Origin of the sequence: Kocuria rhizosphaerae, from assembly GCF_044462265.1 — a bacterium.
Taxonomy (GTDB): Bacteria; Actinomycetota; Actinomycetes; order Actinomycetales; family Micrococcaceae; genus Kocuria; species Kocuria rhizosphaerae.
This window is the reverse complement of the sequence record NZ_JBISWL010000097.1, coordinates 1-11224: the sequence shown is the minus strand read 5'-3', so window position 1 is coordinate 11224 and position 11224 is coordinate 1. Positions and strand designations below refer to the sequence as shown.

The following is an 11224-nucleotide window of genomic DNA, read 5'->3' as shown; positions in this document are numbered from 1 at the left end:
TCCGAGGGGCGCATCACCGAGAACGCCTTCGCGTCGTCGGGACGGTAGTAGCCGCCGATGTCCGCGGGCCGGCCCTGCACCGAGAGCAGCTCCTCGTTGATCGTGCCCTCGTTCTCCGCCAGCTGCTCGGCCACGGAGGCGAAGGCCTCCGCGAGCGCCTCGTCCTGGTCCTGGCGGGCGAGCTCCTGGGCCCAGTACAGGGACAGGTAGAAGTGGCTGCCGCGGTTGTCGATCTCCCCGGCCTTCCGGCTCGGGGACTTGTTCTCGTCCAGGAACGTGCCCGTGGCCCGGTCCAGGGTCTCGCCGAGGATCCGGGCGCGGTCGTTGCCGGCCGAGGAGGCGAGGTGGTCGAGGCTCGCCGCCAGGGCCAGGAACTCGCCGAGGCTGTCCCACCGCAGGTGGTTCTCCTCGACCAGCTGCTGCACGTGCTTCGGCGCGGACCCGCCGGCGCCGGTCTCGAAGAGGCCGCCGCCGTTGATCAGCGGCACCACCGAGAGCATCTTGGCGGAGGTGCCGAGCTCCAGGATCGGGAACAGGTCGGTCAGGTAGTCGCGCAGCACGTTGCCGGTCACCGAGATGGTGTCCTCGCCGCTGCGGATCCGCTCGATCGAGAAGGCGGTGGCCTCCTCCGGGGACATGATCTCCAGCTGCAGGCCCTCGGTGTCGTGCTCCGGCAGGTACCGCTCGACCTTGGCGATCAGGTTGGTGTCGTGGGCGCGGGTGCGGTCCAGCCAGAACACGGCCGGGGTCCCCGAGGCCCGGGCCCGCGTGACGGCGAGCTTGACCCAGTCGCGGATGGCGACGTCCTTCGTCTGGCAGGCGCGCCAGATGTCGCCGGGGGCCACCTCGTGCTCCAGGAGCACGGTCCCCGAGCCGTCGACGACCTGGACGGTCCCGGCGGAGGCGATCTCGAAGGTCTTGTCGTGGGAACCGTACTCCTCGGCCTTCATCGCCATGAGGCCCACATTGGGCACGGAACCCATGGTGCGCGGGTCGAACGCCCCGTTCCGGCGGCAGTCGTCGATGACGACCTGGTAGATCCCGGCGTAGGAGCTGTCCGGCAGCACCGCCAGGGTGTCGGCCTCCTCGCCGTCGGGGCCCCACATGTGGCCGGACTGGCGGATCATGGCCGGCATCGAGGCGTCGACGATGACGTCCGAGGGCACGTGCAGGTTCGTGATGCCCTTGTCGGAGTTCACCATGGCGAGCTCCGGGCCCTCGGCCAGGCCCTTGTCGATCGCGGCGCGGACGTCGTCGCGGACCTCCGCGGGGAGGGCGTCGAGGCCGTTGAGGATCGCGGCCAGGCCGTTGGTGGGGGACAGGCCGGCCTCCTGGAGGGCGGCGCCGTGGGCCGCGAAGACCTCGGGGAAGAAGGCCTTGATCACGTGACCGAAGATGATGGGGTCGGAGACCTTCATCATGGTGGCCTTGAGGTGGACGGAGAAGAGCACGCCCTCCTGCTTGGCCCGCTGCACCTGCTCGGCCAGGAAGGCGTCCAGGGCCGCGGCGCGCATCACCGTGGCGTCGACGACCTCGCCGGTGAGCACGGGGAAGGCGTCCTTGAGCACCGTGGTCGTGCCGTCCCGGCCGACGTGCTGGATCGTGAGCGTGTCGTCCTGCTCGAGCACCACGGACTTCTCGTTGTGGCGGAAGTCGTCGGCGGACATCGTGGCGACGTTCGTGCGGGAGCCGGCCGACCACTCGCCCATCCGGTGCGGGTTCTTGCGGACGTAGTTCTTGACGGAGGCGGGGGCGCGGCGGTCCGAGTTGCCCTCGCGCAGCACCGGGTTCACGGCGGAGCCCTTGACCTTGTCGTAGCGCGCCCGCGCGTCCTTCTCCTCCTCGGTGCGCGGCTCGTCCGGGTAGTCGGGGAGGGCCACGCCCTGCTCCTGCAGCTCCTTGACCGCGGCCTTCAGCTGCGGGACGGAGGCGGAGATGTTCGGGAGCTTGATGATGTTGGCCTCCGGCCGCTTCGCCAGCGCACCGAGCTCGGCGAGGGCGTCGTCGACCCGCTGCTCCTCGGGCAGGCGGTCGGCGAAGACCGCGATGATGCGACCGGCCAGGGAGATGTCGCGGGTCTCGACCTCGACGCCGGCGGTCGAGGCGTAGGCCTCGATGATCGGCTGGAAGGAGTAGGTGGCGAGCAGCGGCGCCTCGTCGGTGCGGGTGTAGATGATCTTGGCCATGTGCGGAGAGTCTCCCTGGATGTCGTCGGATCGATAGGTGCTTCCTGGTGCCAAGATACCCGAGGCGGTGGCCCCCACGCTGTCCGCCCGGCGGCCCCGGGCACGACGGCGGGCCCGCTCCCCGGGGGGAGCGGGCCCGTGGCCGGGACCTGCCGCCGGCGGGACGGGGCAGGGTCAGCCCTCCGTGGACTGCTTGGCGTCGGCGCCGTTGACGAGCTCGCCCTCGCCGATCACGCGGTCGCTCCCGCCGCCCTCGCCGAGCTCCTGCTGGCCGCCCTGGCCGGAGACCACCTGGATCTTGCGGGGCTTCGCCTGCGCCGACACCGGGATGGTCACCGTGAGCACGCCGTTGTCGTAGCTCGCGGCGATGCCCTGGATGTCGATGCCCTGGCCCAGGTTCAGCTGCCGGACGAACGAGGAGCTCTGCCGCTCGCGGGTGATCCACTGGACCTCGCCGACGTCGGGCAGCTTCCGCTCGGCGCGGATGGTCAGCAGCTGGCCGTCGACGTCGACGTCGACACTGTCCGGGTCGATGCCGGGCAGATCCGCCCGGAGGATGTACTGGTCGCCCTCCCGGTAGAGGTCCATGGGCATCTCCCGCAGGCCCTGGCGGGCGAACAGCGAGGCGGCGAGACGGTCGAAATCGTTGAACGGGGTGAACATCGTGGCCACGTCAATCATCTCCTCAACAAGGTGAGCAATGTTCTCGACACTTAGTTGAGTCCGATCAACTCAACTGCTGATCATGATAGTCCCACCGACCGGACCCGGCAACGATCAACCGGGCGCATCGCCCATGGCGAACCGTGCGGCGCCGGTCGACGGGGCCGGCTGCCGGCTCAGGGGTCGCGGGGCAGGCGGTCGTCGTTGGGGTAGTCCACCCCGATGCGCTGCCGCACCCGGTCGAAGAGCCCGACGAGCTCGAGGGAGTCGGCCCACGGCATGAGCGGGGACTCGGTGAGCCCGGCCTGGACGCACCGCGTGGCCTCGCGCATCTCGTAGACGAAGCCGGCGCCCACGACGTCGACGTGCTCGACGACGGGTGGCTCCCCCTCGCGCTGCCGCCGCGCCGTCTGCAGCACGAGCGTGGTGGGGCAGTTGATCCGCCCGTCCACGCGCAGCCAGCCCTCCGTGCCGCTGATCGTGACGTGGTGGGGCACGAGGCCGGCGAGGGTCCCGCTGACGTGGCCGCGGGCGTGGCCGAAGTCGAGGGTCAGCGCCAGGTCGACGTCGACGGCCGTGGGCCCGAGCTCGGCGCGGACGCTCCAGTCCCGCGGCGAGCCCAGGACGGCCGAGGTCCAGGTGAGGGGGTAGACCATCATGTCGAGCAGCACCCCGCCGCCGTCCGCGTTGCGGAACAGCCGGTGCTCGGGATCGACCGGCACGTGCATGCCGATGGCCGCGTCCACCGACCGCACCCGGCCCAGGCGGCCCTCGCGCAGCAGGCGCATCGCCGTGCGGAAGCCCGGCGTCATCCGGGTCCACACCCCCTCCATGAGGAAGACGCCGTGCTCCCGGGCCAGCTCGGCCAGGTCCCGGACCTCCGCCTCGGTGACGGCCAGGGCCTTCTCGCACACGACGTGCTTGCCCGCGCGCAGCAGCGCCGAGACGTCCCGGTGGTGGTAGCCGTGGGGCGTGGCCACGTAGACCACCTCCACCTCGGGGTCCGCGGCGAGTCGCTCCAGACCGGTGGCCGAGGGCGTGTTCCCGTAGGCCCGGGCCACGCCGTGGCGGTGGGCGAAGTCGTCGGCCCGGTGCTGGTCCCGGGAGCTCACGGCCACGAGCCGGGCGTCCGGCAGCGCGGCGATGTCGGGCACGACACGCTCCGCGATGTTGGCGGTGCTCACGACGCCCCAGCCGAGCGTGCGGCCGGTGGCGGTGAGCGGGTGGTCCAGGTGCGGGGCGTCCACGGACGCGGTGACGAAGGGGGCGGAGGCTGCGGACAGGAAGGTCTCGGCGGGCATGGGCGCATTCTGCCACGGGGCTGTCCCGCGCCCCGGCAGGAGCGCGACCGAACGACCGTTCGCGCAGCGGCTAGACTGACCGACGTGCCCCGGGTCAGCCAGCAGTACAAGGACGAGCGCCGCCGCGAGATCGTGGCCGCGGCCAGCGCGTGCTTCCTCGAGCACGGTTTCGAGGGCACCTCGATGCACCGGATCGTGGCGGCCACCGGGGTGTCCGCCGGGGCCCTGTACAACCACTTCCCCAGCAAGCAGGAGCTCGTGGCGGCGTCGGCACGGGCCGCGCTGGAGCGCGTCCTCGCGGAGGAGCCGGCCGGGGAGGAGCCCTCCGAGTGGGTCGTGGGGCTGCTGGAGCGTCTCGCGGGGGACCCCGCCACCACGCGGCTGCTGCTGATCACCTGGGGGGAGGCCGTGACGGAGCCCGGCCTGCGGGAACTGGCGGGCGAGCACCTCGGGCAGGTCCGCGTCCGGATCGAGGAGCGCTACGGCCGGTGGGCCCTCGAGGACCTCGGGCTCGACGAGCGACGGGCGGCGGAGTGGGTCGGGATGTTCGCCCAGGCCATCCTCTCGGTGCTGCAGGGCTACGTGGTGCAGTCGTGCCTGCTGCCCGGTTTCGACCACGACGCCTACCTGGACTACGCGCGCACCCTGGCCGCCCAGTGAGGCCGGGCCCGGCCGGCCTCAGGGAACGAGCCGGCGGTGCTCCGCGGAGAGCTGCACGTAGGTCCCGGCGTTGGACCGGACCTTCTCCTGCTCCTGCTCGGTGAGCTCCCGGCGGACCTTCGCGGGCACCCCGGCCACGAGCGAGCGCGGGGGCACCACGGTGCCCTCGAGGACGACGGCCCCCGCGGCCACGAGCGATCCCGTGCCGATCACGGCGCCGTTGAGCACGGTCGCGTTCATCCCCACGAGCACCTCGTCCTCCACGGTGCACCCGTGCACCACGGCGCCGTGCCCCACGCTCACGCGGGCCCCGATCGTGCACGGGTGGCCGGGGTCCGAGTGGACCACCACGTTGTCCTGCAGGTTGGACTCCGCGCCCAGGCGCACGGCGGAGCGGTCCCCGCGCACCACGGCGCCGTAGAACACCCCGGAGCCCGGTCCCAGCTCGACGTCGCCGACCACCGCGGCGGTCGGGGCCACGAAGGCGGAAGGGTCGATCCGGGGGGTGTGCCCGTCGTGCGGGAGGACCAGGGGGCCGTGGGTGCTGCGTTCCATGGGCCCAGCCTAGAGGCCCGGACGGGCGGGCGCCCGGACGGGCCGCTCAGACCTGCTGGGTCACCGCCGACAGCGCCGGGCCGCGGTGACGCTGCTGGATGGCCACCCGGATCCGCTGCCCGCCCTTGAGCACGTACTCGGCGCCGTGCACGTGGATCGTGACGCTGCCCGCCCGGCGGGAGGTCCCCTCGAGCTCGAGCACGTGGTGGTCGATGCAGACGCGGATCACCTGGCCGCGGTAGAGCACCGTGAACGAGACCTTGTCCAGCTGGCTGGGCAGCGCGGGGTCGAACTCGAGCCACTCCCCGCGCACGCGCAGCCCGGCATAGGCGCGGGTCACGACGTCGACGGAGCCGGCCATGGCCCCGAGGTGGATGCCCTCGCCCGTCGTCCCGCCCTGGGTGTCGTCCATGTCCACCAGCAGGGCGTCCTGGAAGGCCGACCAGGACCGGTCCGGGTGCAGCCAGGCCAGCACGGAGGCGTTGACCACCCGGGAGAGCGAGGAGCCGTGGGAGGAGCGGGCGATGTAGTAGTCGACCGTCCGCTCGATCGTCGCGTGGTCCACGTCGTAGCCCATCCGGCCGAGCTCCTCGACCAGCCCGTCCGGGCCCAGCAGGTACACCAGCATGATCGTGTCGGCCTGCTTGGCCAGCTTGTAGTTGTTGGTCATGTCGCCCTCGTTCTCCAGCAGGAGGTCGAGGCGGCCGATGTTGCGGTACTTGGCCCGGTAGAACTCCCAGTCCAGCTCGTCGAGGTCGTCGTAGCCGTGGAACTGGCTGATCGTCCCGTCCTGGTTGAACGGCACGAACATCCGCTCGGCCATCCGCTGCCAGGTCCCCACCTCCTCGGCGGAGAGGTCGAAGCGCGCCGCGAGCTCCTCCCGCTGGTGCTCGACCATGTCGTGGAAGATGTGGGCGCTGTGCCGGAACAGCCAGGCCGCGAGCACGTTCGTGTAGGCGTTGTCCTTGAGGCCCCCGCCGTGCTGGCCCCGGGGCCCGTCGTGGTACTCGTCCGGGCCCATCACCCCGGCGATGTGGAAGCGCCCGTCCGCGGGGTCGTAGTCGGTCAGGGAGGCGAACAGGCGGGTGATGCCGATGATCAGCTCGGAGCCCTGCCCCGCCAGCCAGTCGATGTCCCCGGTGGTCTCGTAGTAGATCCAGGCGTTGTAGGCGATGGCGAGGCCGACGTGGAACTGGCGCCAGGAGTTGTCCGGCAGCCACCGGTTCGAGTGGTGGTTGAACAGCTCCGGCGGGGTCTCCTCGCGGCCGTCCGAGCCGGACTGCCACGGGAAGGCGGCACCCTCGAGGCCGAACTCCGTGGCCCGGTGCTCGGCCATGGCCAGCCGGCGCCAGCGGTAGGAGAGCAGGGAGCGGGTCACGCCCGGCTGGCGCAGGTTCACGACCGGGAGGATGTAGAGCTCGTCCCAGAAGATGTGCCCCCGGTAGCCCTCGCCGTGCAGGCCGCGGGCCGGCACCCCGGCGTCCCGCAGCGACATGTGCGGCGCCAGGGTCTGGGCGACGTGGAACAGGTGCACCCGCAGGGCCAGCTGGGTCATGGCCAGCTCCCCGGTCCGGTGCTCGGCGTCCGGGCACACGTCGACGTCGTAGCGGTCCCAGAGCAGCTTCCACTCGGTCTCGTGGGAGGGCAGCAGGCCCCGGACGCCGCTCGGGTTGCGGTCGAGCTCGGCGAGCGCGCCCTCCCGCGGGGACCCGATGGCGGCGTCGCGGCTGGTGACCACGGCCGTCGTCGAGTCGACGATCACCGGGCGGCCGTCGGCCACGTTGACCTGGTGGCGGCGGAACTCGGTGCCGCCCGGGCGGATCTCCCGGCGTTCCCGCACGTTCTGGCCGCCCTCGATGACCGTGCGCTGGGCGGTGGTGATCTCGATCTTGGACTGCGTGGTCCGCACGTGGGAGAGCAGCGTCTCGTGGTCGTCGGGCAGCGACGTCGACTCCAGGTCCACGAGGTGGTGGTCGTTGAGGTCCTGGTACTCCGTCACCCCGTTGTTGCGCACGCTGGGGTCGATGCCGGTGCGCAGGTGCAGGCGGCCGGAGAACCCGCGGGCGGTGATCGTGGTCTCCTGGGCCCCCACGTGGCGGTGGCGCAGGGAGACCATCCGCCGCTGGACGATGTCCAGGCGGGCGTGCGAGCCGTCCTCCCCGAGGTCGCCGTTGAGGTCGGTCAGGGTCAGGGACCGCACGAGCAGCCCGCGGCGCAGGTCGAGCTCGACGCGCTCGTCGGAGGGCACCAGACCGCCCTCGGACCACCAGTCCCCGCCGGAGACCCGCAGGTCCAGGTGGGTCCAGTTCGGAGCGTTGACCATGGACTCGTGCTCGACGTCGCGCCCGTTGAGGTGGCTCACCACGCGGTTGAAGACGCCGGCCAGGTAGTTGCCGGGGTAGTGCACGCCGTTGTCCGGGAACTCGCACGCGGAGCCGCGCACGCCCATGTAGCCGTTGGCCAGGGTGAGCAGCGTCTCCCGGCGGCACTCCGTGGCCGGGTCGAAGCCCTCGAACACGAGCTTCCACGGGTCGTCCCGGCACGCGCCCAGGTCGAGCTCCCCGACGTCGTTGAGCACGATCGTCGCGCCGGCCGTGTACAGGTCCCGGCGCTCGCCGTGCCGCCGGATGCCCACGACCTTGCCGAAGCCGCCGGCCGCGGCCGCCTGGACGCCGGACACGGCGTCCTCGATCACCACGGAGCGGGCGGGGTTCACCCCGAGCATCCTGGCGCAGGTCACGAAGGTGTCGGGCTCCGGCTTGCCCGGCAGGCCGTGCTCGGAGGCGAAGTGGCCGTCGACGATGATGTCGAAGGAGTCCTGCAGGCCCGCGGCGGCGAGCACCGGGACGCTGTTGCGGCTGGCGGTCACGAGGCCGATCGGCACCCCGGCCGTGCGCAGCCGCTCGATGAGGGCGACGGTCTTCTCGAACACGCGCACGCCCTGGGCCTCCAGGGCCTCCTGGAAGTAGGTGTTCTTCAGGGCCGACTGGCCCTGCACCGTCCACGCGCCGGGGGTCTCGTCGCCCTCGGGCAGGCGCGCCCCGCGGGAGGTCAGCAGGGAGCGGATCCCGTCCTCCCGCCGCCGCCCGTCGACGTAGTGGCGGTAGTCGGCGTCGGCGTCGAAGGGGCGCCGGTCGACGGTCTGCCCGTCCTCGGCCGGCTCGAGGCGGTCGTCGGAGAGGATCGCGTCGAAGAGGGTCTTCCACGCGGTGGCGTGCACGGCGGCGGTGTCCGTGACGACCCCGTCCATGTCGAAGATCACGGCCTCGTAGGGGATGCGCAGCCGGTCCACGTCATGGGGGAGCTTGTCCGAGCCGTTGATCCGCGGCAAGGACGCGGTGAACGGGGCGGTGGGCAGAGCGTTCACGAGGGGTTCCTCCGGACGAGCTGTGCGGCGACCGGGCTCCTGTCGGAACCGCATGGGGGAGATCCTCAACGACGCGGTACGAGACGGACCCCGGACGCGGCGTTGCGGACCGGCGCGGCTGCGGGGCAGCGCGCCGACGGTTCCTGACCAGTTCATTAAACGGCCCGTCGGCCTCCGGGGCAACCTGGGCCCCACCGGGGGGCTTGCCGACGCCCTCGCGCCCCCGGTGCGCCCGCCCCACGGGGGTGCGGCCATCGCCTAAACTCGGAGGCGGTCCACCCAGGTCCCCAGCGTCAGGAGCGGCATGTCCACGAGCACGTCCCAGTCCGTCACCAACCAGCCCCTCGCCGAGGTCGATCCGGAGGTCGCCGCGGCCATCGCCGACGAGCTCGGCCGCCAGCGGGGCACGCTCGAGATGATCGCCTCGGAGAACTTCGCCCCGCGCGCGGTGCTCGAGGCGCAGGGCTCGGTGCTGACGAACAAGTACGCCGAGGGCTATCCCGGGCGCCGCTACTACGGCGGCTGCGAGTTCGTCGACGTCGTCGAGAACCTCGCCCGGGACCGCGCCACCGCCCTGTTCGGCGCGGAGCACGCCAACGTCCAGCCGCACTCCGGTGCCCAGGCCAACACCGCCGTCATGCAGGCGCTGATGAACCCGGGCGACAAGCTGATGGGCCTGTCCCTCGCGCACGGCGGCCACCTGACGCACGGGATGCGGCTCAACGTCTCCGGCAAGCTCTACACGATCGCCGCCTACGAGGTGGACCCCGAGACCTACACGATCGACATGGACCGGGTCCGCGAGCAGGCCCTCGCGGAGCGTCCCCAGGTCATCGTGGCCGGGTGGTCCGCCTACCCGCGCGAGCTCGACTTCGCGGCGTTCCGCTCGATCGCCGACGAGGTCGGCGCGAAGCTGTGGGTCGACATGGCGCACTTCGCCGGCCTCGTGGCCGCCGGGCTGCACGCCAACCCCGTCCCGCACTCCCACGTGGTCACCTCGACCGTGCACAAGACGCTGGCGGGCCCCCGCTCCGGGGTCATCCTCACCACCGGGGAGCTCCAGAAGAAGATCGACTCCGCCGTGTTCCCCGGCCAGCAGGGCGGCCCGCTCATGCACGCCATCGCGGGCAAGGCCGTGGCGTTCAGGATCGCCGCGTCCGAGGAGTTCCGGGAGCGTCAGGAGCGCACCGTCGAGGGCGCCCGGATCCTGGCGGAGCGGCTCGGGGCCGCCGACGTGGCCGAGGCCGGCGTGTCCGTGCTCACCGGCGGCACCGACGTGCACCTCGCGCTCGTGGACCTGCGCCACTCCGAGCTGGACGGCAAGCAGGCCGAGGACCTCCTGCACCGGGCCGGGATCACCGTCAACCGCAACGCCGTGCCGTGGGACCCGCGCCCGCCGATGGTCACCTCCGGGCTGCGGATCGGCACCCCCGCGCTGGCCACGCGCGGTTTCGGGGCCCGGGAGTTCGAGGAGGTCGCCGACGTCATCGCCACGGCGCTCAAGCCCGGCGCCGACGTCGGGGCGCTGCGCGCCCGAGTGGACCGGCTCGCCGCCGACAACCCGCTCTACGAGGGCCTCGAGGAGTGGTGAGCGTGACCGCGCAGATCCTCGACGGGCGCGCCGCCTCGGCCGCCATCAAGGCCGAGCTGGCCCAGCGCGTCGCCGTGCTCGCCGAGCGGGGGATCACCCCCGGCCTCGGCACCGTGCTCGTCGGGGACGACCCCGCGTCGCACTCCTACGTGGGCGGCAAGCACCGGGACTGCGCCGAGGTCGGCATCGCCTCGATCCGCAGGGACCTGCCCGCCGACGTCTCGCCGGAGGAGCTCGACCGGGTCATCGACGAGCTCAACGCGGACCCCGCGTGCACCGGGTACATCGTGCAGCTGCCGCTGCCGCCGCAGATCGACACGAACGCGGTCCTCGAGCGCATCGACCCGGACAAGGACGCGGACGGGCTGCACCCGACCAACCTCGGGAGGCTGGTGCTCAACGTCTCCGAGCCGATGAACTCCCCGCTGCCGTGCACCCCCAACGGGGTGATCGAGCTGCTGCGCCGCCACGACGTGGACCTCGCCGGCAAGCACGTGCTGGTGGTCGGCCGCGGCGTCACCGTGGGACGGCCCATCGGGCTGCTCCTGACCCGCCGGGAGATCAACGCCACGGTGACCCTCGCCCACACCGGCACCCGCGACCTCGGCGAGCTGCTGGCCCGGGCCGACGTCGTCGTGGCCGCCGCCGGGCGCCCGCACATGATCGGGGCCGAGCACCTCAAGGACGGGGTCGTGCTGCTGGACGTCGGGGTCTCCCGCGTGGAGGACCCCGTGACGGGCAGGAAGAAGCTGACCGGCGACATCCACCCGAACGCGGCGGGGAAGGCCTCGTGGATCTCCCCGAACCCCGGCGGCGTCGGGCCCATGACCCGGGCGATGCTGCTGCTCAACGTCGTCGAGACCGCCGAGCGGCAGGCCGGCCTGCGCTGACGGTCGCGGCG

At 72.3% G+C, this 11224-nt stretch carries 8 protein-coding genes; 3 read left to right on the top strand and 5 right to left on the bottom strand.

Going from position 1 to position 11224, the window contains the following annotated elements; all coding sequences use genetic code 11:
• The 3 genes from ACH9EU_RS11575 to ACH9EU_RS11565 all read right to left on the bottom strand — a co-directional run.
• Positions 1-2186: NADP-dependent isocitrate dehydrogenase (locus tag ACH9EU_RS11575; RefSeq protein ID WP_396414082.1), on the bottom strand; the 2186-nt coding region annotated here is incomplete at its 3' end.
• 174 nt (positions 2187-2360) lie between these two features.
• On the bottom strand, positions 2361-2867 hold the full coding sequence (locus ACH9EU_RS11570; RefSeq protein WP_396414081.1) for an Hsp20 family protein: 507 nt from the start codon (positions 2865-2867) through the stop codon (positions 2361-2363).
• A gap of 158 nt (positions 2868-3025) precedes the next feature.
• Positions 3026-4150, bottom strand: a complete 1125-nt coding sequence (locus ACH9EU_RS11565; RefSeq protein ID WP_396414080.1) for a Gfo/Idh/MocA family oxidoreductase — start codon at positions 4148-4150, stop codon at positions 3026-3028.
• Positions 4151-4234: 84 nt separating this feature from the next.
• Here ACH9EU_RS11565 and ACH9EU_RS11560 point away from each other — a divergent pair, with 84 nt between their 5' ends.
• Positions 4235-4810, top strand: coding sequence for a TetR family transcriptional regulator (locus ACH9EU_RS11560; protein WP_396414079.1), 576 nt, complete (start codon positions 4235-4237; stop codon positions 4808-4810).
• Between the two features lie 18 nt (positions 4811-4828).
• Here ACH9EU_RS11560 and ACH9EU_RS11555 read toward each other — a convergent pair whose 3' ends face one another.
• Positions 4829-5365 carry a gamma carbonic anhydrase family protein gene (locus ACH9EU_RS11555; RefSeq protein WP_396414078.1) on the bottom strand — a complete coding sequence of 179 codons (537 nt, stop codon included), beginning with the start codon at positions 5363-5365 and terminating at the stop codon, positions 4829-4831.
• Positions 5366-5411: 46 nt separating this feature from the next.
• The gene (locus ACH9EU_RS11550) at positions 5412-8732 is read right to left on the bottom strand and encodes a beta-phosphoglucomutase family hydrolase (RefSeq protein ID WP_396414077.1); all 3321 of its coding nucleotides are present in this window, start codon (positions 8730-8732) and stop codon (positions 5412-5414) included.
• 304 nt (positions 8733-9036) lie between these two features.
• Between ACH9EU_RS11550 and glyA the strand changes: the two genes are divergently transcribed.
• Both glyA and ACH9EU_RS11540 read left to right on the top strand, forming a co-directional pair.
• A complete protein-coding gene (gene glyA / locus ACH9EU_RS11545) occupies positions 9037-10323 on the top strand; it encodes a serine hydroxymethyltransferase (protein ID WP_396414076.1) in 1287 nt (428 codons plus the stop codon).
• Between the two features lie 2 nt (positions 10324-10325).
• Complete coding sequence (locus ACH9EU_RS11540) at positions 10326-11213, top strand: bifunctional methylenetetrahydrofolate dehydrogenase/methenyltetrahydrofolate cyclohydrolase (protein WP_396414075.1); 888 nt, start codon at positions 10326-10328, stop codon at positions 11211-11213.
• Positions 11214-11224: the final 11 nt, after the last annotated feature.